Annotated in this window: 27 protein-coding genes and 1 tRNA gene; 16 read left to right on the top strand and 12 right to left on the bottom strand. The window is 63.5% G+C overall.

Going from position 1 to position 24,729, the window contains the following annotated elements:
- Positions 1 to 14 precede the first annotated feature (14 nt).
- The 8 genes from secY (at position 15) to ACLBXN_RS11345 (ending at position 4,831) form a co-directional block, all read left to right on the top strand.
- Positions 15 to 1,328, top strand: a complete 1,314-nt coding sequence (gene secY / locus ACLBXN_RS11310; RefSeq protein ID WP_003050520.1) for a preprotein translocase subunit SecY — start codon at positions 15 to 17, stop codon at positions 1,326 to 1,328.
- Between the two features lie 118 nt (positions 1,329 to 1,446).
- The gene (gene rpmJ, locus ACLBXN_RS11315) at positions 1,447 to 1,560 is read left to right on the top strand and encodes a 50S ribosomal protein L36 (protein ID WP_003050535.1); all 114 of its coding nucleotides are present in this window, start codon (positions 1,447 to 1,449) and stop codon (positions 1,558 to 1,560) included.
- A gap of 22 nt (positions 1,561 to 1,582) precedes the next feature.
- Positions 1,583 to 1,948 (top strand): 30S ribosomal protein S13, encoded by a 366-nt coding sequence (gene rpsM, locus ACLBXN_RS11320; RefSeq protein ID WP_003050537.1) that lies wholly within the window; start codon positions 1,583 to 1,585, stop codon positions 1,946 to 1,948.
- A gap of 17 nt (positions 1,949 to 1,965) precedes the next feature.
- On the top strand, positions 1,966 to 2,370 hold the full coding sequence (gene rpsK / locus ACLBXN_RS11325; protein ID WP_003050538.1) for a 30S ribosomal protein S11: 405 nt from the start codon (positions 1,966 to 1,968) through the stop codon (positions 2,368 to 2,370).
- Positions 2,371 to 2,459: 89 nt separating this feature from the next.
- Entirely contained in the window at positions 2,460 to 3,083 is a 624-nt protein-coding gene (gene rpsD, locus ACLBXN_RS11330) for a 30S ribosomal protein S4 (RefSeq protein ID WP_003050540.1), read from the top strand.
- A 111-nt stretch (positions 3,084 to 3,194) separates the two neighbouring features.
- Positions 3,195 to 4,193 carry a DNA-directed RNA polymerase subunit alpha gene (locus ACLBXN_RS11335; RefSeq protein ID WP_003050542.1) on the top strand — a complete coding sequence of 333 codons (999 nt, stop codon included), beginning with the start codon at positions 3,195 to 3,197 and terminating at the stop codon, positions 4,191 to 4,193.
- Between the two features lie 136 nt (positions 4,194 to 4,329).
- Positions 4,330 to 4,713 (top strand): 50S ribosomal protein L17, encoded by a 384-nt coding sequence (gene rplQ, locus ACLBXN_RS11340; RefSeq protein WP_211457311.1) that lies wholly within the window; start codon positions 4,330 to 4,332, stop codon positions 4,711 to 4,713.
- 41 nt (positions 4,714 to 4,754) lie between these two features.
- Positions 4,755 to 4,831: transfer RNA gene (locus tag ACLBXN_RS11345), tRNA-Met, on the top strand.
- 83 nt (positions 4,832 to 4,914) lie between these two features.
- On the opposite strand, the gene ACLBXN_RS11350 is transcribed toward ACLBXN_RS11345, so the two are convergent.
- Positions 4,915 to 5,232: a hypothetical protein gene (locus tag ACLBXN_RS11350; protein WP_211457310.1), complete on the bottom strand. Its 318-nt coding sequence runs from the start codon at positions 5,230 to 5,232 to the stop codon at positions 4,915 to 4,917.
- Positions 5,233 to 5,500: 268 nt separating this feature from the next.
- On the opposite strand from ACLBXN_RS11350, the gene ACLBXN_RS11355 reads away from it, so the two are divergent.
- Complete coding sequence (locus tag ACLBXN_RS11355) at positions 5,501 to 7,006, top strand: DASS family sodium-coupled anion symporter (protein WP_447612187.1); 1,506 nt, start codon at positions 5,501 to 5,503, stop codon at positions 7,004 to 7,006.
- 9 nt (positions 7,007 to 7,015) lie between these two features.
- On the opposite strand, the gene ACLBXN_RS11360 is transcribed toward ACLBXN_RS11355, so the two are convergent.
- Genes ACLBXN_RS11360 through ACLBXN_RS11390 form a run of 7 tightly spaced genes read right to left on the bottom strand, consistent with a single transcriptional unit; the run spans position 7,016 to position 14,686 of the window.
- Entirely contained in the window at positions 7,016 to 7,606 is a 591-nt protein-coding gene (locus tag ACLBXN_RS11360; protein ID WP_447612188.1) for an alkylhydroperoxidase domain protein, read from the bottom strand.
- Positions 7,603 to 8,298, bottom strand: a complete 696-nt coding sequence (locus tag ACLBXN_RS11365) for a CMD domain protein (RefSeq protein WP_447612189.1) — start codon at positions 8,296 to 8,298, stop codon at positions 7,603 to 7,605. Before ACLBXN_RS11365 ends, ACLBXN_RS11360 begins: the two co-directional genes overlap by 4 nt.
- Positions 8,295 to 9,413, bottom strand: coding sequence for a putative FMN-dependent luciferase-like monooxygenase (locus ACLBXN_RS11370; protein ID WP_447612190.1), 1,119 nt, complete (start codon positions 9,411 to 9,413; stop codon positions 8,295 to 8,297). Before ACLBXN_RS11370 ends, ACLBXN_RS11365 begins: the two co-directional genes overlap by 4 nt.
- Positions 9,394 to 11,073: a dipeptide ABC transporter ATP-binding protein gene (locus ACLBXN_RS11375; RefSeq protein WP_447612191.1), complete on the bottom strand. Its 1,680-nt coding sequence runs from the start codon at positions 11,071 to 11,073 to the stop codon at positions 9,394 to 9,396. Before ACLBXN_RS11375 ends, ACLBXN_RS11370 begins: the two co-directional genes overlap by 20 nt.
- Positions 11,070 to 12,002: an ABC transporter permease gene (locus tag ACLBXN_RS11380; RefSeq protein WP_343677341.1), complete on the bottom strand. Its 933-nt coding sequence runs from the start codon at positions 12,000 to 12,002 to the stop codon at positions 11,070 to 11,072. Before ACLBXN_RS11380 ends, ACLBXN_RS11375 begins: the two co-directional genes overlap by 4 nt.
- Positions 11,999 to 12,946 (bottom strand): ABC transporter permease, encoded by a 948-nt coding sequence (locus ACLBXN_RS11385; RefSeq protein ID WP_043003939.1) that lies wholly within the window; start codon positions 12,944 to 12,946, stop codon positions 11,999 to 12,001. The genes ACLBXN_RS11380 and ACLBXN_RS11385 overlap by 4 nt, the downstream gene beginning before the upstream one ends.
- Before the next feature lie 27 nt (positions 12,947 to 12,973).
- Positions 12,974 to 14,686 carry a TIGR04028 family ABC transporter substrate-binding protein gene (locus ACLBXN_RS11390; RefSeq protein WP_447612192.1) on the bottom strand — a complete coding sequence of 571 codons (1,713 nt, stop codon included), beginning with the start codon at positions 14,684 to 14,686 and terminating at the stop codon, positions 12,974 to 12,976.
- Between the two features lie 221 nt (positions 14,687 to 14,907).
- On the opposite strand from ACLBXN_RS11390, the gene ACLBXN_RS11395 reads away from it, so the two are divergent.
- From ACLBXN_RS11395 to ACLBXN_RS11405, 3 genes are all read left to right on the top strand, one after another.
- On the top strand, positions 14,908 to 15,492 hold the full coding sequence (locus ACLBXN_RS11395) for an OsmC family protein (RefSeq protein ID WP_447612193.1): 585 nt from the start codon (positions 14,908 to 14,910) through the stop codon (positions 15,490 to 15,492).
- 23 nt (positions 15,493 to 15,515) lie between these two features.
- Entirely contained in the window at positions 15,516 to 16,337 is an 822-nt protein-coding gene (locus ACLBXN_RS11400) for a VOC family protein (protein ID WP_447612194.1), read from the top strand.
- A 118-nt stretch (positions 16,338 to 16,455) separates the two neighbouring features.
- Positions 16,456 to 17,706, top strand: coding sequence for an Hsp70 family protein (locus ACLBXN_RS11405; RefSeq protein ID WP_447612195.1), 1,251 nt, complete (start codon positions 16,456 to 16,458; stop codon positions 17,704 to 17,706).
- An 84-nt stretch (positions 17,707 to 17,790) separates the two neighbouring features.
- Here the strand turns inward: ACLBXN_RS11405 and rsmI are convergent, their stop codons facing one another.
- Positions 17,791 to 18,714 carry a 16S rRNA (cytidine(1402)-2'-O)-methyltransferase gene (gene rsmI, locus ACLBXN_RS11410; RefSeq protein WP_447612196.1) on the bottom strand — a complete coding sequence of 308 codons (924 nt, stop codon included), beginning with the start codon at positions 18,712 to 18,714 and terminating at the stop codon, positions 17,791 to 17,793.
- Between rsmI and ACLBXN_RS11415 the strand changes: the two genes are divergently transcribed.
- The 3 genes from ACLBXN_RS11415 to ACLBXN_RS11425 all read left to right on the top strand — a co-directional run bounded on the left by ACLBXN_RS11415 (position 18,714) and on the right by ACLBXN_RS11425 (position 20,463).
- Positions 18,714 to 19,115 carry a YraN family protein gene (locus ACLBXN_RS11415; protein WP_447612197.1) on the top strand — a complete coding sequence of 134 codons (402 nt, stop codon included), beginning with the start codon at positions 18,714 to 18,716 and terminating at the stop codon, positions 19,113 to 19,115. The genes rsmI and ACLBXN_RS11415 overlap by 1 nt on opposite strands.
- A gap of 89 nt (positions 19,116 to 19,204) precedes the next feature.
- On the top strand, positions 19,205 to 19,813 hold the full coding sequence (locus ACLBXN_RS11420; RefSeq protein ID WP_003050573.1) for an SIS domain-containing protein: 609 nt from the start codon (positions 19,205 to 19,207) through the stop codon (positions 19,811 to 19,813).
- Positions 19,810 to 20,463 carry a BON domain-containing protein gene (locus ACLBXN_RS11425; RefSeq protein ID WP_003050576.1) on the top strand — a complete coding sequence of 218 codons (654 nt, stop codon included), beginning with the start codon at positions 19,810 to 19,812 and terminating at the stop codon, positions 20,461 to 20,463. Before ACLBXN_RS11420 ends, ACLBXN_RS11425 begins: the two co-directional genes overlap by 4 nt.
- Before the next feature lie 61 nt (positions 20,464 to 20,524).
- On the opposite strand, the gene ACLBXN_RS11430 is transcribed toward ACLBXN_RS11425, so the two are convergent.
- The 3 genes from ACLBXN_RS11430 to ACLBXN_RS11440 all read right to left on the bottom strand — a co-directional run bounded on the left by ACLBXN_RS11430 (position 20,525) and on the right by ACLBXN_RS11440 (position 23,908).
- On the bottom strand, positions 20,525 to 21,436 hold the full coding sequence (locus ACLBXN_RS11430; protein ID WP_447612198.1) for an NAD(P)-dependent oxidoreductase: 912 nt from the start codon (positions 21,434 to 21,436) through the stop codon (positions 20,525 to 20,527).
- 146 nt (positions 21,437 to 21,582) lie between these two features.
- Positions 21,583 to 22,719, bottom strand: a complete 1,137-nt coding sequence (locus ACLBXN_RS11435; RefSeq protein ID WP_003050582.1) for a PilT/PilU family type 4a pilus ATPase — start codon at positions 22,717 to 22,719, stop codon at positions 21,583 to 21,585.
- Positions 22,720 to 22,864: 145 nt separating this feature from the next.
- Positions 22,865 to 23,908: a type IV pilus twitching motility protein PilT gene (locus ACLBXN_RS11440; protein ID WP_003050584.1), complete on the bottom strand. Its 1,044-nt coding sequence runs from the start codon at positions 23,906 to 23,908 to the stop codon at positions 22,865 to 22,867.
- Between the two features lie 37 nt (positions 23,909 to 23,945).
- Here ACLBXN_RS11440 and ACLBXN_RS11445 point away from each other — a divergent pair, with 37 nt between their 5' ends.
- Positions 23,946 to 24,677, top strand: a complete 732-nt coding sequence (locus ACLBXN_RS11445) for a YggS family pyridoxal phosphate-dependent enzyme (protein WP_447612199.1) — start codon at positions 23,946 to 23,948, stop codon at positions 24,675 to 24,677.
- Positions 24,678 to 24,729: the final 52 nt, after the last annotated feature.

The following is a 24,729-nucleotide window of genomic DNA, read 5'->3' on the forward strand; positions in this document are numbered from 1 at the left end:
GAAAGAAGACATCCGTGGCTACTAGCGCAGCTCAAATTGCAAAGACTGGAAAATTCGGCGACCTGCGTCGTCGTCTGGTTTTTCTGTTGCTTGCGCTGGTCGTATACCGTATCGGGGCGCATATCCCCGTTCCGGGCATCGACCCAGCGCAGCTGCAGCAGCTGTTCTCTGGCCAGCAGGGCGGCATTCTCAATCTGTTCAACATGTTCTCGGGTGGAGCGCTCTCGCGCTTCACAGTGTTCGCACTGGGGATCATGCCGTACATCTCGGCATCGATCATCATGCAGCTCATGACCTACGTGGTCCCGACATTCGAGCAGATGAAAAAGGAAGGTGAAGCGGGTCGTCGCAAGATTACCCAGTACACCCGCTATGGCACTCTGGGCCTGGCGCTGTTTCAGTCCTTGGGAATTGCTGTTGCCCTGGAAAGCTCCGCAGGCTTGGTTCTGAACCCTGGTTTTGGCTTCCGCATGACTGCGGTCGTCAGTCTCACGGCCGGTACCTTGTTCCTGATGTGGCTCGGTGAACAGATCACTGAACGTGGTCTGGGCAACGGTATCTCGATACTGATTTTTGGCGGTATCGCCGCAGGCCTGCCGAGCTCTATCGGCGGTCTGCTGGAACTGGTGCGCACCGGTGCCATGAGCATTCTGGCGGCAATCTTCATTGTTCTCGTTGTGGCAGCCGTGACGTATTTCGTCGTGTATGTCGAACGAGGTCAACGCAAGATCTTGGTGAATTACGCACGCCGACAAGTCGGCAACAAGGTGTACGGTGGTCAGTCTTCGCACTTGCCACTGAAGCTGAACATGGCAGGTGTGATTCCTCCCATCTTCGCTTCGTCGATCATCTTGCTGCCCGCTACGGTGGTGAATTGGTTCAGTGCAGGAGAATCCATGCGCTGGCTGAAGGATATTGCGAGCACGTTGACCCCTGGTCAGCCAATCTATGTCATCCTTTATGCTGCCGCGATCATTTTCTTCTGCTTCTTCTATACGGCCCTGGTTTTCAACAGCCGGGAAACTGCCGACAACCTGAAGAAGAGTGGCGCTTTCATCCCCGGGATTCGTCCTGGCGAACAGACAGCCCGCTACATTGACAAGATTCTGGTTCGCCTGACCCTGGCTGGCGCGATCTACATTACCTTCGTGTGCTTGTTGCCCGAATTCCTGATCCTGAAGTACAACGTTCCGTTCTACTTCGGTGGTACATCGTTGCTGATCATTGTGGTCGTGACAATGGACTTCATGGCGCAAGTGCAGAACTACGTGATGTCGCAGCAATACGAGTCGCTCCTGAAAAAAGCGAACTTTAAGGCTGGTATTTGATGACAAGGCTGCCCAAGGGGGCAGCCTGCCAAAAGTTAGTAGACGCCCATCGATCTATCGCGGGCATTGTTTCCCGGTCGATAGGCCGATAGTGGATGGAAAGTTTTAGGAGAAAAGAATGAGAGTTTCGGCTTCGGTCAAGAAAATCTGCCGTAACTGCAAGATCATCCGCCGCAAAGGTGTTGTGCGCGTGATCTGCACTGACCAGCGCCACAAGCAGCGCCAAGGTTGATTGAAAGCATTAGAGGACTAATATGGCACGTATTGCTGGCATTAACATCCCGCCGCACAAGCATGCTGAAATCGGCCTGACTGCCATCTTTGGCATCGGTCGCACTACAGCTCGCAAAATCTGCGAAGCATGCGGTATCGAGTATTCCAAGAAGGTCAAGGACCTGACGGACGCTGATCTGGAAAAGATCCGTGACTTCCTGAATCCCATGACTCTGGAAGGTGATCTGCGTCGCGAAACCACCATGAACATCAAGCGTTTGATGGACATTGGTTGCTACCGCGGTTTCCGTCATCGTCGCGGCCTGCCCATGCGCGGTCAACGTACCCGCACGAACGCTCGTACTCGCAAGGGTCCGCGCAAGGGTGCAGCGGCTCTGAAGAAATAAGAGATTGAAAGATCATTATGGCTAAGTCTCCCGCAAACAACGCAGCTGCTCGCGTTCGCAAGAAGGTCCGTAAGAATATTTCTGACGGTATTGCGCACGTGCACGCTTCGTTCAACAACACGATCATCACCATCACCGACCGTCAAGGCAACGCTCTGTCGTGGGCTTCGTCGGGTGGCCAGGGCTTCAAGGGTTCGCGTAAGTCGACTCCCTTTGCTGCTCAGGTTGCTTCGGAAGTGGCCGGTCGTGCTGCTATCGAACAGGGCATCAAGAACCTGGAAGTCGAAATCAAGGGTCCCGGTCCTGGCCGTGAATCCTCGGTTCGCGCCCTGGGTGCTCTGGGTATCCGCATCACTTCCATTTCGGACGTGACACCGGTTCCCCACAACGGCTGCCGCCCTCAAAAGCGTCGTCGTATCTAATTTTTTATCAAGCCCACCGCCGCCCAGGTGCATTTGCATCGCGGGCGGCTCCCGTGTTTGCGCACGGTAGATGACACAAAGGAAATCAAGTGGCACGCTATATTGGCCCCAAGGCAAAACTCTCCCGCCGCGAAGGCACCGATCTGTTCCTGAAGAGCGCTCGTCGCTCCATCGCAGACAAGGCTAAGTTCGACACCAAGCCTGGTCAGCATGGCCGCACTTCCGGTCAGCGCACTTCCGACTACGGTCTGCAACTGCGCGAAAAACAGAAGGTCAAGCGCATGTACGGCGTGCTGGAGAAGCAATTCCGCCGCTACTTCGAAGCAGCTGACCGCAAGCGTGGCAACACTGGTGCCAACCTGCTGTCCCTGCTGGAATCGCGTCTGGACAACGTCGTGTACCGCATGGGCTTCGGCTCCACTCGCGCTGAAGCACGTCAGCTGGTGTCGCACAAGGCTATCACCGTGAACGGCCAGTCCGTGAACATTCCTTCCTACTCCGTGAAGGAAGGCGACGTGGTTGCCCTGCGTGAAAAGTCCAAGAAGCAAGCTCGCGTGGTCGAAGCTCTGCAACTGGCTGCTCAAGTGGGCTTCCCCGCATGGGTGGAAGTGTCTGCTGACAAGGCAGAAGGTACTTTCAAGAAGTCTCCTGACCGCGATGAATTCGCAGCTGACATCAACGAATCCCTGATCGTTGAGTTGTACTCGCGTTAATCTTTAGCAGCGACATTTCTGTAACCGTCCCCACGGCGCGAGGCATCGCGCCGTGGGTGCTTCACCAGCCTTACCGGTGTAACGAGCCGAGGGTATTGAGAGGAAGTCTGCATGCAAACGAATTTGCTGAAGCCCAAGACAATCAATGTCGAGCAACTTGGTCACAACCGTGCCAAGGTTGTTCTGGAGCCGTTTGAGCGTGGCTACGGTCATACGCTGGGCAATGCCCTGCGCCGTGTTCTGCTCTCCTCCATGGTGGGTTACGCAGCGACGGAAGTGACGATTGCTGGAGTGCTGCATGAGTACTCCTCCATCGACGGTGTCCAGGAAGATGTGACGAACATCCTGCTGAACCTCAAGGGTGTGGTGTTCAAGCTGCACAATCGTGACGAAGTCACCCTGAGCCTGCGCAAGGATGGCGAAGGTGTTGTCACTGCCCGTGACATTCAGACCCCCCACGACGTAGAAATCGTCAACCCTGATCATGTGATTGCCCATCTGTCGCAAGGCGGCAAGCTGGACATGCAGATCAAGGTGGAAAAGGGCCGCGGCTATGTGCCCGGCAACGTGCGCCGCTACGGTGACGAATCGACCAAGTCGATCGGCCGTATCGTGCTCGACGCTTCGTTCTCGCCCGTCAAGCGCGTGAGCTACGCTGTCGAATCCGCACGTGTGGAACAGCGTACCGATCTGGACAAGCTGGTTCTGGAAATCGAAACCAACGGTGCCATCACCGCTGAAGACGCAGTGCGCGCATCCGCCAAGATCCTGGTGGAACAGCTGGCAGTGTTTGCCCAGCTCGACGGTGGCGATATCGCCAGCGTGTTCGACGCTCCTGCCGGTGGCCGCGGTGCTGCCACCTCGTTCGATCCCATCCTGCTGCGTCCTGTGGACGAGCTCGAGCTCACCGTGCGTTCTGCCAACTGCCTCAAGGCAGAGAACATTTACTACATCGGTGACCTCATCCAGCGTACCGAAAACGAGCTGCTCAAGACTCCCAACCTGGGTCGTAAGTCGCTCAATGAGATCAAGGAAGTTCTGGCTTCCCGCGGTCTGACGCTGGGCATGAAGCTCGAAAACTGGCCACCAGCTGGCCTGGAAAAGCGTTAATCGCTACAATAGAGGACTTTGCTGAAATCGAATGGTTTTGGCAAAGTCCAAGTGCCTCGGGCAGTACCTGATACGGCTGCCTGATTTAATTTAATAAAGATCTCCGGATAAAAACGGGGAGCAAAGGAAAAGCACCATGCGTCACGGCAACGGCCTCCGCAAACTGAACCGCACTTCTGCACACCGCAAGGCAATGCTGCAGAACATGATGAACTCGCTGATCGAGCACGAAGCCATCAAGACCACGGTCCCCAAGGCCAAGGAACTGCGTCGCGTCATCGAGCCCATGATCACTCTGGCCAAGGTTGACACCGTGGCTAACCGCCGTCTGGCTTTTGACCGTCTGCGCGACCGCGACAGCGTGACCAAGCTGTTCAACGTGCTGGGTCCCCGCAACGCTCAGCGTCCCGGCGGCTACACACGTATCCTGAAGATGGGCTTCCGCGTGGGCGACAACGCTCCCATGGCCTATGTGGAACTGGTTGAGCGCGCTGAAGAAGTCGCTGCAGCAGCTGAATAAGCCTCGAGCAGGCTGCAAAGCCTGCTATAATTTGGAAATACCGCGCGATGGAGCAGTCTGGTAGCTCGTTGGGCTCATAACCCAAAGGTCGGAGGTTCAAATCCTTCTCGCGCAACCAAATTGAAAAGGTCACGACAATGTCGTGGCCTTTTTTTTGTCCATTTTCTCCATGGGCCAAAAGGCGGCACCCGCCTTGACTCGTCATACCCCCGACTGCGTGCCTGAGCGACGGCGCAGGTGCTCGCGTACGCGGTCGGCGATCACCTGGGCGATTTCCGGGCTGAGCACCTCGCTGATATGCAGCACCTCGGTGTAATGCAGATAGAGCAGACCGCGCAAGGTCCGGAATGCCGTCTCATGCGCGGCCCCGCAGATGCCTACATCGTTGGCCAGCACGCGCTCCACGGCACCGGGCTCAAGCAGCCGGATCTTGCAGATAGCTGCCTGATGCAGGATCTCCAAGTCTATTTCCTCAAGGCGGTTTTCCCATTCATCGGGCAAGAATCGGTTCGCTGGCATGTAGGGTGGCTCTCCTGCTCAATCCATGGACATATGTCCCAGCCCCGGATGCTGGCATACCGCGGGCCTGGCCGTCGGTTTTGCTTCCATAAGTCTTGATGCCGATCAAATGCCGACAAGGTGAACGTCGGCCTGGGGGCGAGGCCGTGCGGCACTGCATCATGATGCCAGTCTGCGACCTGAGCACCAATGCCCGTCCGTGTCTACTGGATTTCTCCGAGCTGAGGTATGGTGTCTCGATGCGCTGCAGGTAAAGAAAAGGACTTGTATGTTCGAGAAAATCGTCTCGATGTTCCGCTACCTCAAAGCGGCCGTGCCGTTTCGGCTGGTGCCTGCACTGGTTGCCACCCTGGTGCTGATCGGTCTGCTGCTGACGCCGGTGCCGGCTGGGCTGGATAGCAAGGCATGGCAGCTGGTGGCCATCTTTCTGACGACTATCGTGGCGATCATTCTCAAGGTCATGCCCATAGGCGTGATGGCTCTGATGGCGATTGTCATCGTGTCGCTGTCTCAGGTCACTTCCAGCTCATCCAAGGGCGCGATCACGGATGCGCTGAGCAGCTTTGCAAACCCCTTGATCTGGCTGATCGTGGTGGCGGTTCTGATCTCGCGCGGCCTCAAGAAGACGGGGCTCGGCAACCGCATCGGCCTGCTGTTCATTGCGCTGATGGGCAAGCGCACCATAGGCATCGGTTACGGACTTGCGATCTGCGAGCTGGTGCTGGCCCCGTTCACGCCAAGCAACACGGCGCGCGGCGGCGGCATCGTGCATCCGATCATGAAGTCCATTGCCAATGCCTTTGAGTCGGACCCGGCCAAGGGAACGCAAGGCAAGGTAGGGACCTATCTGGCACTGGTCAACTACCACTCCAACCCGATCACCTCGGCCATGTTCCTGACCGCTACGGCGCCCAATCCTCTGGTTGTGGACCTGGTGGCCAAGGCCACGGGCCAGTCCCTGCATCTGAGCTGGACAAGCTGGGCGCTTTACATGCTGCTGCCAGGCCTGTTGTGTCTGCTGCTGATGCCGCTGGCGGTCTATCTGCTGTCGCCTCCCGAGCTCAAGGCTACGCCCAATGCCGTGGAATACGCTCGTGCCGAGATGGTCCGTATGGGCCCGCTGTCGGGCAAGGAGCGGGTGATGCTCGGGACCTTCGGCATGATGCTGCTGCTGTGGGCCAATGTGCCGCAGATGCTCTTCGGTCCGGCCTTCACGCTGGACCCGACCGTGGTGGCTTTTCTCGGTTTGTTCGCCTTGATCATCACGGGCACCATCGACTGGGATGATGTGCTGTCCGAAAAAAGCGCCTGGGATACGCTGATCTGGTTCGGTGCCCTGGTCATGCTGGCCGAGCAGCTCAACAAGCTAGGGGTGGTCGCCTGGTTTGCCGATGGTCTGAAGAATGCCATCGTCGCCAGCGGCCTGGACTGGCTGCCCGTGGCCGCGATTCTGGTGGGCGTCTTCGTCTTCTCGCACTATCTGTTTGCCAGCACCACGGCTCATATCAGCGCCATGATGCTGGCCTTTCTGACCGTGGGTGCGCAGCTGATCCCGGCCGACTATGTCGTCCCCTTTATGCTGATGATGACGGCTGGCTCGGCCATCATGATGACGCTGACGCATTACGCGACCGGCACCTCGCCCATCATCTTCGGCAGCGGCTATGTGACCCTGGGCGTCTGGTGGCGCGTGGGAGCCGCGATGTGCGTGCTGGAGTTGCTGATCTTCGCTGTCGTCGGCAGCGCCTGGTGGAAGCTGTTGGGGCTGTGGTGAGCTGCGCTGTCAGTTGCTCGTGCGCAGCGGCTCGCCCAGCGACAGCATGAGCCGGTTGGCCCAGTTGAAGAAGGCAGTGCCCTGCAGCGCATCGGAGATGGCAGCGTCGTCGAGACCGGCGGCGCGCAGCGCATCGATATGACTGGATTCCAGCGCGGGCGGCGTCTGCGTCAGGGCCACGGCGGCGGCGACGATGGCGTTCCAGCGCGGACCCAGATCGCTGCCCGGGCCTTCATCGAGCAGGCGCTGCACATCGGCGGCGCGCTGCGAGAAATGTGTGGCAAAGCGCGCATGTACCGAAGCGCAGTAGATGCAGCCGTTGGTGCGTGAGGTTGCAGCTGCTGCCAGTTCGCGCTCGGCGCGCGGCAGGCCGGCATCGGGGTTGTAGAAGATGTCCTTGTCGGTGCGCGTGCGTGCACCCAGCGTGTCGGGGTCGCGCGCCAGCAGCCGGAAATAGGGTGAACGCGCGCGCGCCGCGTCCACCAGCCCTGCATGGTGGCGCTCGCTCAGCTCGCTCTCCTCCAGCGGAGCTATCCATGGCTGCCAGTCGAGCTGTTCCTGGGTGAAGACCTTGGGGGAGGTGTTGTGCGTGGTGGTCATGGCTGGGCTTGCAGGGCAGGGGTGGAAGAGTCCGTGGTGATTGCAGCTCGTGCGCCAAGCACGCGCAGCCCCGCCACGAGGCGGATCTGGAAGGACAGGAAAGAGGCGAGCTGGGACAGGATGACGATATCGGTCTCGCTCCAGCCGGCCTGCTGCAGCGCCAGCAGGGCCTGGTCACTCGCATCGCGTGGGTGGTAGGCCAGCAGATGGGCATGGGTCAGAGCGGCGCTCAGGCGTGGACCCAGCAAAGCCGCATGCGCCGGGTCCACGGCGTAGCTGGGGCCGCTCTGGTCCTCGCGGCTCAAGGGGCCGGCCGGATAGATCCCGTAGGGGCCGTGCGGGCCGCTGCCGGCTTGCAGGCTGGCAGCGCGCCCGCGCACCACTTCCGAGCTCACGGCATCGGCCAGATCGGAATCCTCGGCCGCCAGGGCGCGTGTGTAGAAGGCCGTGCTGCGAGGCTCGCCATGCAGGCCTGCCGTGAAGGCGGCCAGCGTCAGGCGCTCGCGCAGGGAGACGGTTCCTGCAACGGGCTCGGCAGGGGTGAACAGCGCGGCAAAGCTTTGCTGGGCCTGGGTGCGAGCCTCGCTGCGGTGGCGGCGCACCTGATCCAGCGTGCTGCCGGCAGCGATATCGGCGAGATGGTCGATCACATCTTCGGGAAAGCGGGTCTGTGCGGTATTGCTCATGGTCATGCGGCTTGAAGTAGTTCGGTCCGGACTGAGGGTTGGGAAGCGCCGGCGGGGGCATTGCTGCGGTGCCAGCCCAGAGCCGGCGCCACGACGGCTGCCGTCAGCTCGATGGAGCGCAGAATGGCCTGGTGCGGCGGGTCGATGGAGTGGACCTGGAACACGATGTCGCTGGCCTGAGCCAGCGCCGTGTCGGCGCGCAGCGATGCGATCACCTCCTCGGGCGTGCCCACATGCACGTCATAGGCTTCAATGAGCTGCTGCAGCGGCGCCTGCGGATCGACGCGCGTTGCCCATTGCGTGGACGCGGATGAGGCCAGGGCCGTATGCCGCCGGGCCGAACGGCGCAGACCGGCCTCGGCCCAGTCCAGCGCCTGTTCGCGCCTGTCGGCAACCAGCAGCGTGCGAGAGGCCAGGATGCGCGGTGCGCGTCCTGCGGGCAGGGCCGCGAGATAGGCTTCGATGATGGGGTTCTGTATCTCGGACAGCGTGGCCCGGGGTCGGCCTTCGGGTCGGGGCTGGGTGCGCGAGAGCATCAAGCCGTCCCCGTTGGCGCCGGCGCGTGCCCCGCCCTCGACCGAGAACGTGGCCTGCCAGACGCGTTCCAGCAGCTGCGGGGCTGCGGGGTACAGGCGCACGCCGCCTGCCAGCTCGCGCCCGGCCCAGGCATCCTGCAGTACGGCGAAGTTGCGTGCAAAGACTGCGCCGCGCTCGCTGCCTGTGACGCCGAAGGCCTCGAAGGACTCCGCCGTGCCGCCCGTGCCCAGGCCCACTTCGAGGCGACCGTCCGATAGCAGGTCCAGCACGGCCGCATCCTCGGCCACGCGCAGCGCATTTTCCAGCGGCAGCGTGACCACGCCAGTACCCAGACGGATGCGCCGCGTGCGGGCCGCCACATGCGAGAGAAAGACAAAGGGCGAGGGCAGGCCGCCCTCGCTTTCGTGGAAATGATGCTGGGCGATCCAGGCCGAGTCGAAGCCCTGGGCTTCGGCATGGGCGATCTGCTCGGTGACCAGGCGGTAGCGTTCGCCGGCCGGCACCTCATCGAGCAGGCGGCTGAAGAAGCCCAGGCGTGGGGCAGGGCGCACGCTAGCAAGAGTGTCAGGCGGGGTGGGGGACAAAATCAATGCTCCTTTTGCCGGGAATGGCGTCCATGAGTTCGCGTGTGTAGTCGCTGGTGGGGCGCAGGAACACGTCCTCGACGCTGCCCGCGTCCACCACCTTGCCTGCGCGCAGCACCGACACCGTGTCGGCGATCTGGCGCACCACGGCAAGGTCGTGCGAGATGAAGAGATAGCTCAGGCCCAGGTCCTGCTGCAACTGCGCGAGCAGGGCGAGGATCTGGGCCTGCACGGTCACGTCCAGGGCCGAAACGGCCTCGTCCAGCACCACCACCTCCGGTTGCAGCACCAGGGCGCGTGCAATCGCCACGCGCTGGCGCTGGCCGCCCGAGAGCGCATGCGGGCGCCGTTCGAGCACGGCGGCCGGCAGGCCCACGCGCTCGAGCATGTCAAGCACGCGCTGGCGGCGCTCCTGGGGCGGCAGCGGCTCGAAGTTGAGCAGTGGCTCCTCGATGATGTCGAAGACACGCTGGCGCGGGTCCAGCGAGCTGAACGGGTTCTGGTAGACCAGCTGGACCTTGCGCCGCAGCTGGCGCAGGGCCTCGCCGCGCAGGCCCGTGAGTTCGGCGCCGGCGATGCGGATGCGTCCCGATGTAGGGCGCACCAGGCCCACGATGTCGCGTATGGTCGTGGTCTTGCCCGAGCCCGACTCGCCGACGATGGCATGCGTGGAGCCCCGGCGCAGGCGCAGCGACACGCCGTCCACGGCACGGAAAACGCCAAGCCCCTGGCCGGGGGCATGGAAGTCATGGACCAGATCCTCGACCTCGATGGCCCAGTCTTGGGCAGTGGCCGCCGCCGATGGCGCGGTGCGACGGGGGGCGGGCGTAAGCGACGGAGCATCAGACAGCAGGCGGCGCGTATAGGCGCTCTGCGGATTGCGCAGAAGCTCCAGTGTCGGGCCTTGCTCCTGGATGCGGCCGCCTTGCATGACGATGAGGCGATGCGCGCGGTCGGCCGCCACGCCCAGGTCGTGGGTGACCAGTAGCACGGCGGTGCCGGTTTCGCGGCGCAGCTCGTCGATCAGATCCAGGATGCGCCGCTGCACCGTGACATCCAGTGCGCTGGTGGGCTCGTCGGCGATGATCAGCGCAGGCCGCAGTGCGATGGCGATGGCGATCAGCACGCGCTGGCGCATGCCGCCCGACAGCTCGTGCGGATACTGGCGCGCGCGCAGGGCGGGCTGGGACAGGCCCACGCGGGTCAGCAGGTCGATCACGCGCGCCTCGATGGCAGTGCGGTCGCGCAGGCCGTGAATGCGCAGGATTTCGCCGACCTGGTCGCCCACGGTGCGCACTGGGTTGAGCGAGGTGGTCGGATCCTGAGGCACCAGGCTGATCACGCGGCCGCGAATGTTGTTCCAGCGCGCAGCACTCCAGTCCGAGACCTCGGTGCCCTGTAGCCTGATGCTGCCTTGCTCGCGGCGCCCGTTGTCGGCCAGAAGTCCGATCACGGCCTGGGCCGTGGTGGTCTTGCCCGAGCCCGATTCACCGACCAGGGCCACGACCTCGCCGGGCGCCACGGAAAACGACAGGCCGTGGACCACGCGCTGCTCCTGGCCGCTGTGGTCGCGGTAGGCGATGACCAGGTCCTGGACCTCAAGCAGCGGGGCTGCGGCAGGGATTGTCGTGGCGGGGCGGTCTTGCAGCAGGGCACTCATGCCGGCCTCCTTGCGAAGGAGGCGCCGATGCGGTTGGCGGCCAGCACCACCGCCACCACGACCAGGCCCGGCGCCGTGGTCAGCCACCAGGCGGTGGCGATGTAGTTGCGCCCTTCGGCGATAAGCAGACCCCATTCGGGCGTGGGCGGCGGCGCGCCGTAGCCCAGAAAACCCAGCGTGGAAATCGACAGGATGGCCGAGCCGAACTGCAGAGCGGCCAGGGCCACCACCGAGGTCAGCGAATTGGGCAGCACATGGCGCCACAGCACGGCGGCAAAGCGTCCGCCGCTGCCGAAGGCCGCCTCCACATAGTCGGAGCGCCGCACGCGTACCACTTCGGAGCGCACCAGGCGCGCGAAGCCGGCCACGGATGCCACCCCCACGGCGATGGCCGCATTGATGGTGCCAAAGCCCAGCAGGATGATGATGGTCAGCGACAGCAGCAGCGAAGGCACGGCCAGCAGCACGTCGACGAAGCGCATCAGCGCGTCATCGACACGGCCGCCCGTGGCACCGGCCAGCAGGCCGATCAGCGTGCCCGCCACCAGGCCCACGGCCACGGCCAGGAAAGCACCCGACAAGGAGTGCACGGAGCCGTGCACTACGCGGGCCCAGAGATCACGCCCCAGCGCATCTGTGCCCAGCCAGTGCGCGAGGCCGGGCTCCAGCAACTGCTGGCCGGCCTGGCCGACGATGGGGTTCTGATGGGCAAACCAGCCCGGAACCAGGGCCCACAGCGCGGCGGTGGCAATCACCAGCCAGGCAAGGGCCAGCGTGGGCGGCAGGCGTCTGAGCCTTTGCAGATCGATCAGGACGGGGCGCAGGCTTTTTGCGGCCGGTGCCGGCGGGGGCGCCAGCCTGGGCGCAGCGGTCGAGGCGACGCCGGATGCCAGTGGCTTGGGAATGGCGGTCGAGACGGCGGTGTTCATGCCCGGTTCTCCACAGAATGACGCAAACGAGGATCGAGCAGCGGGTAGAGCAGGTCCACGGCGAGGTTGATGAGCACGAAGGCGGCGGCCGAGACCACGACTACAGCCTGGAGCACGGCCGTGTCCTGGTTGCCCACGGCCTGCTGGGTCAGCGTGCCCAGGCCGTTGAGGCCGAACACGGCCTCGGTGACCACGGCACCGGCCAGCAGCTCGCCGAACAGCACGCCGGCAATCGTCAAGGTGGGCAGCAAGGCATTGCGCGCCACATGGTGCAGCAGCACCCAGGCGCGAGAAGCGCCCTTGGAGCGCGCCACGGCCACGAAGGGCTGGGCCAGCACGGTGTCGATATTGCGCAGCAGGATCTGGGCCAGTGGCGCCGAAATGGGGACGGCCAGCGTCAGCGTGGGCAGTACCAGACCTTCCCAGGGGCCGGGATTGATGACGGGAATCCATCCCAGGCGGAAGGACAGGACCTGGATCAGCATGATGCCCAGCCAGAAAACCGGCACGGAGACGAAGACCGAGGGCAGGGCCTGCAGGGCATTGCGCAGCCAGGCCAGCGGCGCGAGGCTGGCTGCGGCCGCCAGAGCGATGGCCAGCAGTGCCGCCGTGGAAAAGCCCAGGGCCGCCAGGCGCAGCGTGGGCGGCAGACTGGTGGCCAGGCCCTGGCTTACGGGCACGCCGGCCTGCAGCGAGTAGCCGAAATGGCCCGTGAGGAACTGAGCCAGCGTATGCAGGTATTGCTGCCAGACGGGCTGGTCGGCGCCATAGGCGGCGCGGATGTCGGCGATCTCCTGCGGGCCCAGGCCCAGCTCGGGGTTCAGGAACTTGATCAGTACGGCATCGCCCGGCAGCAGCTGCAGCAGGATGAAAGAGGCCGTGAAAGCCGCCCACAGCACCAGGGCGGCCTGTGCGATGCGGCCAAGCAGATAGCGGCGTGGCATGGGTGCGCCTCCTTGAACGGTGCGCACTCAGCGCTTGGCCAGCCAGGTGCTGTAGAAGCTGGGGCGGCCCACGGCCTCGAAGCCCACCTCACGCACCCAGGTCGCACCCGCGAAGGCCTGGGGTTCCTCGAAGATCGGGATTACATAGGCCTGATCGATCAGATAGTTCTGCACCTCGCCGGTCAGCGCGAGGCGCCGGTTGGCATCGGTCTCGGCCGCGATGGCATCGAACAGGCGGTTGAGCTTGCCGTCCTCGAAGGACTTGACCTTCTGGCTCGCACCGCCTTTTTGCAGCAGCACGTTGCGGTTGCTAGGGTAGTAATTGCTCTTGATCACGTCAGGATCGGCGCGGCCCACCATGCCCGGCAGCACGCCGGTCTTGTCGGGGTCCAGCGTGTCCACCGTGCGGCTGCCCGAGTCTCCGGCCAGCACATTGAGCTTGATACCCAGCCTGGCCCATTGCTGGGCCACGAGCTGCAGGGTTTCCTTGTTCTGCGGCTGGGGCAGGGATTCGTAGGTGGAGAGCACGAAGTCCTGGCCGTTTTTCTGGCGCAGGCCGTTGGCGCCCAGGCTCCAGCCGGCCTCGTCCAGCAATTGCCTGGCCTTGGCCTCGTCAAAGACCAGCTTGGCCGACAGGTCCACATAGCCTGCTGCTGTGGATGCGATCACCGAACGTGCCTGCGGGTAGCGCGGCGAGAAGAGGGTTTCGACGATCTCCTTGGTATTGGTGCCATGCAATAGGGCCTGGCGCACCTTGAGATCGGCCACCAGAGCGTTGTCGGGACGGATGGCGATGCTGTTGTTCACGCCGCGCGTGGACGGCGCGTAGATGCTGAACTTCTGTTGCTCCACGCGCTTTTCGTCATAGGCCTGGACCTGGCGGATGAAGCCGGCCTGGCCGGCCAGCAGTGCGCCTATGCGCACGCTGTCCTCGGGCGTGACGATGAACTTGACTTCATCCAGGCGTGCGCGGCCCTGGTGGGCCAGCTTGGCCGGGCCCCAGCTGTAGTCCTTGCGCGCCTTGAGCACCAGTTCCTTGCCCAGGGTCTCGCTGGCCACCACGAAGGGGCCCGAACCTATGATGCGCGTGGCATCGCCAAGCTCCTCGAATGGACGATCCAGCGTGGCCGGCGAGACCAGGCCAGAGCCGATCACCGAAGTGCCCTGGAGAAAGCCCGGCGAGGGTTTCTTGAAGAAGAATTTCACGGTCAGCGGATCGACGACTTCGCTGCGTTCGTAATTGTTGATGACCTCGGAAACCGGCTGCTTGAGCGCCTTGTTGCCCAGACCGTAGGTATCGAAGTTGCGCGCCACGGCGGCCGCGTCCAGCGGCGATCCGTCCGAGAAGCTCACGCCGGAGCGCAGCTTGAAGCTGTACTCGGTGGCATCGGCGTTCACGGTCCAGGACTCGGCGATCCAGGGCTGGATCTCCAGCGTCTCGGGGTCCTGGTAGGTCAGCTTGTCCGTGATCTGGTTGAGCACGCCGCCGTTGGGATAGAAGCCGCCGGCAGGCGGATAGAGATTGGTGTGTGCCTGCTGTTCGAGATAGACCAGGGTGCCGCCCTGGACCGGTTCCGCCGAGGCGCCGGCCTGTGCCGTGCCGGATTGCCTGGAGCAGCCGGCCAGCAGCATGCTGCCCGTCAGTACCGCCACTGCGGCCCATAGGGCGCGGCGTCGGGCCGGCCTGTTTGCCGACTGTTTTGTCGATGGATCCGTCTGCGAAGGGAAAAACACGTTCATACCTCGTCGCCACATGGCGTTGAAAACTCAGGTTCCGGACGCATCGCCGCAGCGACCGACCGGATTCATGGCTCTCATGCTATAGACGCCAAATATTCTTGTTCATATATTGGGTAGCATCGTTATTCGAAAAACAACTAAGAGCAGCGAGGTCGCATATTTGCAAAGCGCATAAGCGCAGACGAATTCCTTTGTTGGCCCGGCAGGCCGCTCTCACAACAATGGCCTGGCATTCCCTTATCGAAAGCCCGCTCATGAGTCATCTCAACGAATATCTTTCCGAAAAACGCGCAGCCGTGCTGGCACGCAGCGCCGCCATTGCGGCGGGCACGGCCCAGGCCGCCAGACTCAAGGCCAGCGTGCGTGCCGAGGGGCGCAGCGGCGTGCGCCGTCTGCGCATCCGTGAGCACCAGGTCATCAGCGACAGCCCGCCCGATTTCGCGGGCTACAACCTCGGCCCGAGCTCGCCCGAGCTGCAGTTGGGCGTGCTGGGCACCTGCGTGACCCATATCTTTCTGATTCAGGCGGCCGAGCGCCAGGTGCCGTTGGAGAGCCTCGAAGTCGAGGTCACGGGCGTCATCGACCCGCGCGGCGGCAAGCCAGGCCATGAGGCGACGCCGATCTGGCCGCACGATATCGGCTATACCGTGCATATCGATTCGCCGGCCAGCCGCGCCGAGATCGATGCGCTGTTCGAGGCCGTGGAGCGAACCTGCCCCATCCTCAACCTGCTGCGCAACCCGCAGTCCATCCGCGCCGAAGTGCACCATGCCGACTCCAGCGCGCCCGAGCGCCTGGCGGCCTGAAAACCTTTTGGAAAGACTTTTGCATGAGCCTGCCACTCGACCATATCGTCATCGCGGTCCAGGACCTGGAGCGCACGATTGCCGACTATCAGTCCCTGGGTTTCAACGTGCTGCGCGGCGGCGAGCACCCGGGCCGCTCCACGCACAACGCCCTGGTGGTCTTTGCCGACGGCGTCTATTTCGAACTCATTGCCTGGCGTGCGCCCGCGCCCGAGGAGCGCTGGTGGCAGCAGTTGCAGCAGCACGGCGAGGGGCTGGTCGACTTTGCGTTGCTGCCCTCCGAGACCGGCGCCGTGGTGGCGGGGGCCCAGGCGCGCGGCCTGGGCTATGAAGCGCCTTATGAGGGCGGACGTCAGCGTCCCGACGGAGAGCAGCTGCGCTGGCGCAATGCACGCCCTCCAAGCCAGGATCTGCCGTTTCTGTGCGGCGACCTGACACCGCGTGTCTTGCGCGTGCCCGAAGGCCAGGCCCGCGTGCATCCCAATGGCGCGACCGGCGTGGCGCGCCTGGAAGTGGCGGTCAAGGACCTGCAGGCCAGTCTGGCGCGCTGGCGGGCACTGCTCGGCGATGCAGTGAACGTCGGCCCGCTGCGGGTCTCGGCCGACGGCAGCACGCAGCAGATATCGCTGGGTCTGGGCGCCACCGAGCTGGTGCTGGCCGCAGCCGTCCGGGCTGCGGGCCCTCTGGCTCAAAGATTGGCTACGCGCGGCGAAGGCCCTTATGCAGTCGTGCTGTCGGTGCACCAGCAGGCGACAACAGGGGCACTGGACGAAGTAGCCACCCACGGGGTGCGCCTCGAGCTGGCACAGCATTCGGAGTTAGAGGCGGAAACCGCCGCCGCCTAGGCCCAATAACAGGGGCGCTAGAATAGCGCCCCCGCTGACACCCATGCCCACTTCGGTGGGCGTTTTCGTTGCGGCCGCGTGAGCCTTTGCGGGCCGGTGCGGTGCAGCGCCGCCTTTCATGACCAAAGCTCTCACGCCTGCCACTCTGGGCATCGATTTCGGAACCTCCAACTCTGCTGCCGCCTATCGCCTGCCCGGCAGGGCCGCCAGTCTGCTGCCGCTGGAAGGCGCTGCCACCGGCATGCCCACGGCACTGTTCTTCAATACCGAAGAGCACAGCACGCATTTCGGCCGCGATGCCATGCAGCAGTATCTGGCGGGCGAGGAAGGGCGTCTGATGCGCTCCCTCAAAAGCCTGCTGGGCAGCAGCCTGTTGCTGGAAAAGACCGCGGTGCACGAGCAGCTCGTCAGCTACCAGGACATCATCGCGATCTTTCTCAAGCGCGTGGCCGATCAGGCACGTCGGGCGCTGGACGGCCGTCTACCGGAGCGTGTGGTGCTGGGGCGTCCCGTGCATTTTGTCGACGAGCACCCGGAGCGCGACCGCCAGGCGCAGGATGCCCTGGCCGCTGCGGCGCGCGCCGCCGGCCTGGGTGAAGTCAGCTTTCAGCTGGAGCCGATTGCGGCGGCACTGGACTACGAGCAGCGCCTGGGTGAGGAACAGCTGGTGCTGGTGGTCGATATCGGCGGCGGCACATCGGACTTCACGGTGGTGCGTCTCGGCCCGCAACAGGCCGGGCATGTCGACCGTACCCAGGACATTCTGGCCACCACCGGCGTGCATATCGGAGGCACGGATTTCGACCATCGCCTCAATGTGGCCCAGGTCATGCCGTTGCTGGGCTACAAGCACATCGGTCCCAGCGGGCGCGAGGTGCCCAGCAGCGTGTTCTTCGATCTCTCCACCTGGCATCTGATCCAGTGGCTGTACACGGCCAAGGCCCTGGCTTCGGCGCGCGGTCTCAAGAGCGATTACAGCGATCAGCAACTGCACCAGCGCCTGATGAAGGTGCTGGATTGGCGCGAAGGCCATAGGCTGGCCGATGCGGTGGAGCAGGCCAAGATTGCGGCTTCGCAAAGCCATGCGGCCTCGGCCATTGCTCTGGACTGGCTGGAGCAAGACCTGCCTGCGGCCATCTCCCCGGAGGTTCTGCAAGAACAGTTGCAGGCCTTGCTGCTGCAGGTGGTCGAATGTGCGCAGGACTGTGTGCGCCAGGCCGGCGTGGCAGCGCCAGACGCCATCTATCTGACCGGCGGCTCGTCGGCACTGCGCACCCTGCGCGATGCGCTGCGCGTCGCTTTCCCCGGTGTGCCGCAGGTCGAAGGCGACCTGTTTGGTGGCGTGGCAACCGGTCTGGCCTACGCTTGAGTCGCAACGATGCTTCCCTAAAGGGGGGCAGCGGGGCAGCCCTTGCCAAGCGTCTCAGGTTTGTACCGCGCCCGGTTGACTTGCTTATTCCTCTTCGGCGGCCCGCTTGAGTTCCAGCGCCCGGTCGTAGAGCGTGTTGCGACTGGCCCCAGTGATTTCGGCGGCCAGCTTCACGGCCGTCTTGGTCGGCAACTCGGCCAGCAGCAGCTTGAGCACTCGCTCGGACTCGCCCGACTCCTGCTGCACTGCCACGGGGTGCAGCACGATGGCGAACTCGCCCTTGACACGTTGCGGCGAGGCCTGCAGCCAGGCTGCCAGCTCGTGGGCCGGCATGCTGGCGATGTCTTCAAACTGCTTGGTGATCTCGCGCGCCAGCGTGACGCGACGCTCGCCCAGCAGGGCCAGAGCCTGGGCCAGCTCGATGATGCGGTGCGGGGCTTCCAGCAGCACGGTGCAACGCGGCTGGTCGGCCAGCTTTTGCACGGCGGCCAGTCGTTCGGCATTCTTGGTGGGCAGGAAGCCGGCAAACACAAAACCGTTTTCGCCCTGTGCCGGCGTGACGGCACCAGCCACGCTGATGGCCGATGTCACGCTGCTGGCGCCGGGCAGTGGAATGCTGCGCAGACCCACGGCCTGCAGCGCCGCGCACAGGCGCGCGCCCGGGTCGCTGACGCCGGGCGTGCCTGCATCGCTGACATAGGCGATGCGCTGGCCTTGCTGCAGGCGCTCGATCACCTGCTGGGCGGCTTCTGCCTCATTGTGCTGATGCACGGCCAGCAACTGGCTGCCGGGTCGGTCCAGCCCATAGCTGCGCAGCAGGCCCTGGGTGTGGCGCGTGTCTTCGCAGGCTATGCAGTCCACGATCTGCAGCACATGCAGCGAGCGCAGGCTGATGTCGGCCAGATTGCCAATCGGCGTCGCCACCACATACAGGGCTCCCTGCGGATAATGCTGGGAAGCGGCCGCGTCATGTGCGGCAGTCAGTGCAGAGGCGAAAGAGGTAGTCAATGGATTTCCTTGGAAAGCGGCCCAAGCCGGCGCAAAGCACAACCGCACGCGGGCAGCAGGCCGAGGATGCCGCGTTGGCCCATTTGCAGGCGCGGGGCCTGAAGCTTGTCGAGCGCAATTATCGGACGCCGGGCCGTGGTGGTGGCGAAATCGACCTGATCCTGCGTGACCGCGACGGGTCTTTGGTGTTCGTCGAAGTCCGCAGCCGCAACACCGAGTGCTTCGGCGGTGCCGGCGGTAGCATCGGCCGCCTCAAGCAGCAGCGCATTGTGCTGGCCGCCAGACACTATCTGATGAGGCTTGCGGCAGTGCCGCCATGTCGCTTTGATGTGGTGCTGGTCGACAGCTCCGGGAACCAGATGCGCATCGAGTGGCTCCAAGCGGCATTCGAGGCGCTTTAGTCGCCGCGTCATAGTTGTGCGCAACACTGATGCGCAAATAACGGTTTGCTACCAAAGAGATAACAGGTGGCGGGTATCATCGGGCCTCCATGCTAGAGCAACGAATTCAACAGCATTTCATCGACAGTGCCGACCTGAAGTACCAGGCCGCCCAGGCGCTGAGCCAACCTATTGCTTCTGCCGTACAAGCCATGCTGGCCTGTGTGACGGGCGGCGGCAAGGTGCTGGCTTGCGGTACGGGCGTTTCGGCCAGCGATGCCCAGTTATTTGCCTCCCTGTGCGTGACAGGGTTCGAACGCGATCGTCCCGAGCTGGCGGCCGTGGCCCTGACGTCCGACGGCGGCCTGCTGGGCAGCGTAGGAGCCACGGGCTCGGGCGGCAATGCCAGCCAGTATCTGGCGCGCCAGGTGCGAGCGCTGGGGCAGCCCGGCGACCTGCTGCTGCTCATGTCGGTGACCGGCAACGACATGGCCGTACAGGAAGCCCTGGAGGCCGCCCACGAGCGCGACATGATGGCCGTGGTGCTGACAGGCCGCACCGGCGGCAACCTGGCCACCACCGTGCGCGAGACCGATGTACTGATATGCGTGCCCCACGACCGTGCGGCGCGCGTGCGTGAAACCCATACCTTGATCCTGCACTGTCTGGCCGACGGTGTGGACTCTCAACTGCTTGGTGACCAGGAGATGCCTTTATGAAGTTGAAGTGGACCCGTGTTGCATGTGCGGCCCTGACCGTTGCCGCTCTGGGCGGTGCCTTGAGCGGTTGCGTGGCTCTGGTGGGCGGCGGTGCCGCCGTGGCAGGCATGTCGGCAGTGGACAGGCGCACTACCGGCACACAGGTTGAGGACCAGGGCATCGAGCTGCGTGCCGGCAATCGCATCAGCGAGGTGATGGGCGAGAAGGCCCGCGTCAGCGCCACCAGCTACAACCGTGTGGTGCTGCTGACCGGCCAGGCCGGCAATGCGACGGACAAGGCGACCATCGAGAAGCTGGTGCGCGAGCAGGCCACCGTGCGAGAGGTCTACAACGAGATCGAGGTCGTGCCTTTCACGGCAACACTGGGCCAGCGCTCTCAGGACTCCCTGATCACGACCAAGGTCAAGGCCAGCCTGGTCAATGCCAAGGACATTTCATCCTCGGCCATCAAGGTCGTGACCGAGAACAACGTGGTCTATCTGATGGGCATAGTCACGCCGCGCGAATCCAAGCGTGCAGCGGAGATCGCTCGTGGCGTCAACGATGTGAGCAAGGTTGTGCGCCTGTTCGAAGTCATCTCCGAAGAGGAGCTGGCCGCATCGACATCCAGGGCTGCACCGGTGGTCGAAGACCGCTCCAGCATGAACTGAAGCAGAGCTACAGGCATGAAAAAAGCCGGACCCAGGTCCGGCTTTTTTCATGGGCCGACGCTCAGCGCAGGCGCTGGATCAGGCTGGACGTGTCCCAGCGACTGCCGCCCATGGCCTGCACATCGGCGTAGAACTGGTCCACCAGCGCCGTGACGGGCAGGCGCGCACCATTGCGCTGGGCTTCGGCCAGAACCAGTCCCAGATCCTTGCGCATCCAGTCCACGGCAAAGCCGAAGTCGAACTTGCCCACGGCCATGGTCTTGCCGCGATTGTCCATCTGCCAGCTCTGGGCGGCGCCCTTGCCGATCACGTCGAGGACCTTCTCCACGTCCAGGTCGGCACGCAGGCCAAAGGCAATGGCTTCGGACAGCCCCTGGACCAGGCCCGCAATGCAGATCTGATTGACCATCTTGGTCAGTTGACCGCTGCCGCTGGCACCCATGTGGGTAAAGGCGCGCGAGAAGGCATCGGCCACCGGTGCCACCTGATCGAAAACCTCCTGATCGCCGCCGCACATGACGGTGAGCTGGCCGTTGACCGCACCGGCCTGACCGCCCGATACCGGGGCATCCATGAAGTGCAGGCCGCCCTGGCGGGCCTGTGCATACAGCTCGCGTGCCACCTGCGCCGAGGCCGTGGTGTGATCTACAAAGATGGCCCCAGGCTCCATGCCGGCGAAAGCACCGTCGTCTCCCAGCGCAATCGAGCGCAGGTCGTCGTCGTTGCCCACGCAGCAAAAGACCATGCGTGCGCCCTTGACGGCTTCGCGGGGCGTGGCCCCATGGCGGCCGCCGACAAATTCCTCGACCCAGGCTTCGGCCTTGGTGGCCGTGCGGTTGTAGACCGTGACCTGATGGCCTGCGGCAGCCAGATGCCCGGCCATGGGGGAACCCATGACACCCAGACCCAGAAAGGCCACGGGCGTGGAAGTGCAGGGTGCGTAGCTGCGGGAGGCGATGGTGGCTGTGCTCATGAAATCCTCTAAGACTTGGTGCGGAACAGTTCGATCATGGTAGCGCCGCAGTGCATGGCCGTGGCGGAGAGCAGGGTCCTGGGCGGCCCTGCCGCCCCCAGCAAAGCAAGCGCTCCACCTGTGGGAGGAGATGCCGGCGCCCTGGGTTAGACGATGGTCAGATGTTCGGTGCCGGCTGCCAGGTCCAGAGTCCGGGCGCGCTGGCTGTTGAGCTTGATCTGCAGACGCAGGTCGTTGACCGAGTCTGCATTGCGCAGCGCATCTTCGTAGGTGATGAGATTGGATTCGAACAGGTCGAACAGCGCCTGGTCAAAGGTCTGCATGCCGATATTGCGGCTTTTCTTCATGATCTCCTTGATCTCGACGACCTCGCCCTTGAAGATCAGGTCGGCAATCAGCGGAGAGTTGAGCATCACCTCGATGGCGGCGACACGGCCCTTGCTGTCCTGCTTGGGAATCAGACGCTGGGAGATGATGGCCCGTAGGTTCAGCGACACATCCATCAGCAGCTGTGGACGGCGTTCTTCGGGAAAGAAGTTGACGATGCGGTCCAGTGCCTGGTTGGCACTGTTGGCATGCAGCGTGGCCAGACACAGGTGACCGGTTTCCGAGAACGCAATCGCGTGCTCCATGGTTTCACGGTCGCGGATTTCGCCCATCAAAATCACATCGGGAGCCTGGCGCAGCGTATTTTTGAGCGCCGCTTCCCAGCTTTCGGTATCCAGTCCCACCTCGCGCTGCGTGACCACGCAGTTCTTGTGCGGGTGCACGAATTCCACGGGGTCTTCCACCGTGATGATGTGGCCGAAGGAGTTCTCGTTGCGCCAGTCCACCATGGCGGCCAGCGTGGTGGATTTGCCGGAGCCCGTCGCGCCGACCAGAATGCACAGGCCGCGCTTGGTCATGGTGACCTCCTTGAGCACCTGTGGCACGCCAAGGCCGTCAATCGTGGGCAGGGTGGTGGGAATGGTACGCAGCACCATGCCGACCTTGCCCTGCTGCATGAAGGCATTGACGCGGAAGCGCCCCACGCCGGCCGGCGAGATGGCGAAGTTGCACTCCTTGGTGTGCTCGAAGTCCGCCACTTGCTTGTCGTTCATGATGGAGCGCGCCAGGGCCAGCGTATGCAGCTGGCTCAGCGGCTGCGGCGAGACCTTGGTGACCTTGCCGTCAATCTTGATGGCGGGCGGAAATTCCGCCGTGATGAACAGGTCGCTGCCGTTGCGGCTGACCATGAGCTTGAGCAGATCGTTGATGAATTTACTGGCCTGATCGCGTTCCATGATCACTCCTTGTCCAGTGGTCGCAAGCAAAGACCACTCTTAAAAATTGGCACGGCCCAAGCGAGAGACAGCCAGCAAGGGCCGTCCCGCAGCAAAGGCTGTCGTCCCCCTCAGGGAGAAGCGGCAAAGCCGCTCAGGGGGAGCCTTATCCCGGGAAATTCTCTGGAATCTTCGCCTTGCTGCGCGCCTCGGCCGGGCTGATGAGGTTGCGGCGCACCAGATCGGTGAGGTTCTGGTCCAGGGTCTGCATGCCCATGTTCTGGCTGGTCTGGATGGTGGAGTACATCTGTGCCACCTTGGCCTCGCGGATCAGATTGCGGATGGCGGGCGTGCCCAGCATGATCTCGTGCGCGGCGACACGGCCCTGGCCGTCCTTGGTCTTGCACAGCGTCTGCGAGATCACTGCCTGCAGCGACTCGGAGAGCATGGCGCGCACCATTTCCTTTTCCTCGGCCGGGAACACGTCGATGATACGGTCGATGGTCTTGGCCGCCGACGAGGTGTGCAGCGTGCCGAACACCAGGTGACCGGTTTCGGCCGCCGTCATGGCCAGGCGGATGGTTTCCAGGTCCCGCATTTCGCCGACCAGGATCGCGTCCGGATCTTCACGCAGCGCGGATTTCAGGGCTGCCGCGAACGACAGCGTCATGGGGCCGACTTCGCGCTGGTTGATCAGGCATTTCTTGGACTCGTGCACGAATTCGATGGGGTCTTCCACCGTCAGGATGTGGCCGTACTCGGTCTCGTTGAGATAGTTGACCATGGCCGCCAGAGTGGTGGACTTGCCCGAGCCCGTGGGGCCGGTCACCAGCACCAGGCCGCGCGGCTTCAGGGCCAGGTCGGAGAAGATCTTGGGGGCGTTGAGCTGCTCCAGCGTCAGGATCTTGCTGGGAATGGTACGGAACACGGCCGCCGCGCCGCGGTTCTGGTTGAAGGCGTTGACACGAAACCGGGCCAGACCTTCAATCTCGAACGAAAAGTCCACTTCCAGAAACTCTTCGTACTGCTTGCGCTGGGCATCGCTCATGATGTCGTAGACCATGGCGTGCACGGTCTTGTGGTCCAGCGGATCGATGTTGATGCGACGCACATCGCCGTGGACGCGAATCATGGGGGGCAGGCCTGCCGACAAATGCAAGTCCGAAGCCTTGTTCTTGACACTGAATGCCAGCAATTGCGTGATATCCACGGAGATCCCTCTCTGGTTTGGTACTCTGGCGCCAATTATGACGACGATTGAAAACAATCTGGGGCAGATTCATGCCCGCATTGCAGCCGCTTGCGCCAGTGCAAGCCGGCCCGTGACATCGGTGCAACTGCTGGCCGTTTCCAAGACCTTCGGCGCGGATGCAGTGCGCGAGGCCGTGCTGGCCGGCCAGCGCAGCTTTGGCGAGAACTATATCCAGGAGGCCGTGGAGAAGATCGCCGCCGTGCGCGCCATGCAACTGCCGGGCGGCGAGGCGCTGCAATGGCATTGCATAGGCCCCATCCAGAGCAACAAGACGCGGCTGGTGGCCGAGAATTTCGACTGGGCTCAGACCGTGGACCGGCTCAAGATCGCCGAGCGTCTTTCGGCCCAGCGCCCCCAGGGCATGGCAAGGCTCAATGTCTGCATCCAGGTCAATGTGGATGGCGGCACCACCAAGTCCGGCGTTGTGGCCGAGCAAGCGCTGGAACTGGCCGAAGCCATGGCGAAGCTGCCCAATCTGCAGCTGCGCGGCATCATGAGTATTCCCGATGACACTCCTGATTTCGAAGCGCAATGCGCAGTCCATAAAAGGGCTGCATCCATTTTTGATGCCATAAAGTCCAGCGGGCTCGCGGGGCTGGAGCATTTCGACACGCTGTCCATGGGCATGACCGGCGATCTGGAAGCCGCCGTGGCAGCAGGCAGCACCATGGTGCGCGTGGGCAGCGGAGTGTTTGGACGGCGTACCTACGGTACGCCCACCCCCTGAGCCGCTACGCGGCTTCCCCCTCTCTCTACGCGCTGCGCGCTAGGGGAGGGGG

The sequence above is a fragment of the Comamonas sp. C24C genome, from assembly GCF_053345995.1.

What these genes read in the sequence shown, in the direction of transcription:
- rpmJ (WP_003050535.1), top strand. Translation starts at nt 1,447, where the DNA reads ATGAGAGTTTCGGCTTCGGTCAAGAAAATCTGCCGTAACTGCAAGATC.
- rpsM (WP_003050537.1), top strand. Translation starts at nt 1,583, where the DNA reads ATGGCACGTATTGCTGGCATTAACATCCCGCCGCACAAGCATGCTGAA.
- rpsK (WP_003050538.1), top strand. Translation starts at nt 1,966, where the DNA reads ATGGCTAAGTCTCCCGCAAACAACGCAGCTGCTCGCGTTCGCAAGAAG.
- ACLBXN_RS11335 (WP_003050542.1), top strand. Translation starts at nt 3,195, where the DNA reads ATGCAAACGAATTTGCTGAAGCCCAAGACAATCAATGTCGAGCAACTT.
- rplQ (WP_211457311.1), top strand. Translation starts at nt 4,330, where the DNA reads ATGCGTCACGGCAACGGCCTCCGCAAACTGAACCGCACTTCTGCACAC.
- ACLBXN_RS11350 (WP_211457310.1), bottom strand. Translation starts at nt 5,232, where the DNA reads ATGCCAGCGAACCGATTCTTGCCCGATGAATGGGAAAACCGCCTTGAG.
- ACLBXN_RS11355 (WP_447612187.1), top strand. Translation starts at nt 5,501, where the DNA reads ATGTTCGAGAAAATCGTCTCGATGTTCCGCTACCTCAAAGCGGCCGTG.
- ACLBXN_RS11360 (WP_447612188.1), bottom strand. Translation starts at nt 7,606, where the DNA reads ATGACCACCACGCACAACACCTCCCCCAAGGTCTTCACCCAGGAACAG.
- ACLBXN_RS11365 (WP_447612189.1), bottom strand. Translation starts at nt 8,298, where the DNA reads ATGACCATGAGCAATACCGCACAGACCCGCTTTCCCGAAGATGTGATC.
- ACLBXN_RS11375 (WP_447612191.1), bottom strand. Translation starts at nt 11,073, where the DNA reads ATGAGTGCCCTGCTGCAAGACCGCCCCGCCACGACAATCCCTGCCGCA.
- ACLBXN_RS11380 (WP_343677341.1), bottom strand. Translation starts at nt 12,002, where the DNA reads ATGAACACCGCCGTCTCGACCGCCATTCCCAAGCCACTGGCATCCGGC.
- ACLBXN_RS11385 (WP_043003939.1), bottom strand. Translation starts at nt 12,946, where the DNA reads ATGCCACGCCGCTATCTGCTTGGCCGCATCGCACAGGCCGCCCTGGTG.
- ACLBXN_RS11390 (WP_447612192.1), bottom strand. Translation starts at nt 14,686, where the DNA reads ATGAACGTGTTTTTCCCTTCGCAGACGGATCCATCGACAAAACAGTCG.
- ACLBXN_RS11395 (WP_447612193.1), top strand. Translation starts at nt 14,908, where the DNA reads ATGGCCTGGCATTCCCTTATCGAAAGCCCGCTCATGAGTCATCTCAAC.
- ACLBXN_RS11400 (WP_447612194.1), top strand. Translation starts at nt 15,516, where the DNA reads ATGAGCCTGCCACTCGACCATATCGTCATCGCGGTCCAGGACCTGGAG.
- ACLBXN_RS11405 (WP_447612195.1), top strand. Translation starts at nt 16,456, where the DNA reads ATGACCAAAGCTCTCACGCCTGCCACTCTGGGCATCGATTTCGGAACC.
- ACLBXN_RS11415 (WP_447612197.1), top strand. Translation starts at nt 18,714, where the DNA reads ATGGATTTCCTTGGAAAGCGGCCCAAGCCGGCGCAAAGCACAACCGCA.
- ACLBXN_RS11420 (WP_003050573.1), top strand. Translation starts at nt 19,205, where the DNA reads ATGCTAGAGCAACGAATTCAACAGCATTTCATCGACAGTGCCGACCTG.
- ACLBXN_RS11425 (WP_003050576.1), top strand. Translation starts at nt 19,810, where the DNA reads ATGAAGTTGAAGTGGACCCGTGTTGCATGTGCGGCCCTGACCGTTGCC.
- ACLBXN_RS11430 (WP_447612198.1), bottom strand. Translation starts at nt 21,436, where the DNA reads ATGAGCACAGCCACCATCGCCTCCCGCAGCTACGCACCCTGCACTTCC.
- ACLBXN_RS11435 (WP_003050582.1), bottom strand. Translation starts at nt 22,719, where the DNA reads ATGGAACGCGATCAGGCCAGTAAATTCATCAACGATCTGCTCAAGCTC.
- ACLBXN_RS11445 (WP_447612199.1), top strand. Translation starts at nt 23,946, where the DNA reads ATGACGACGATTGAAAACAATCTGGGGCAGATTCATGCCCGCATTGCA.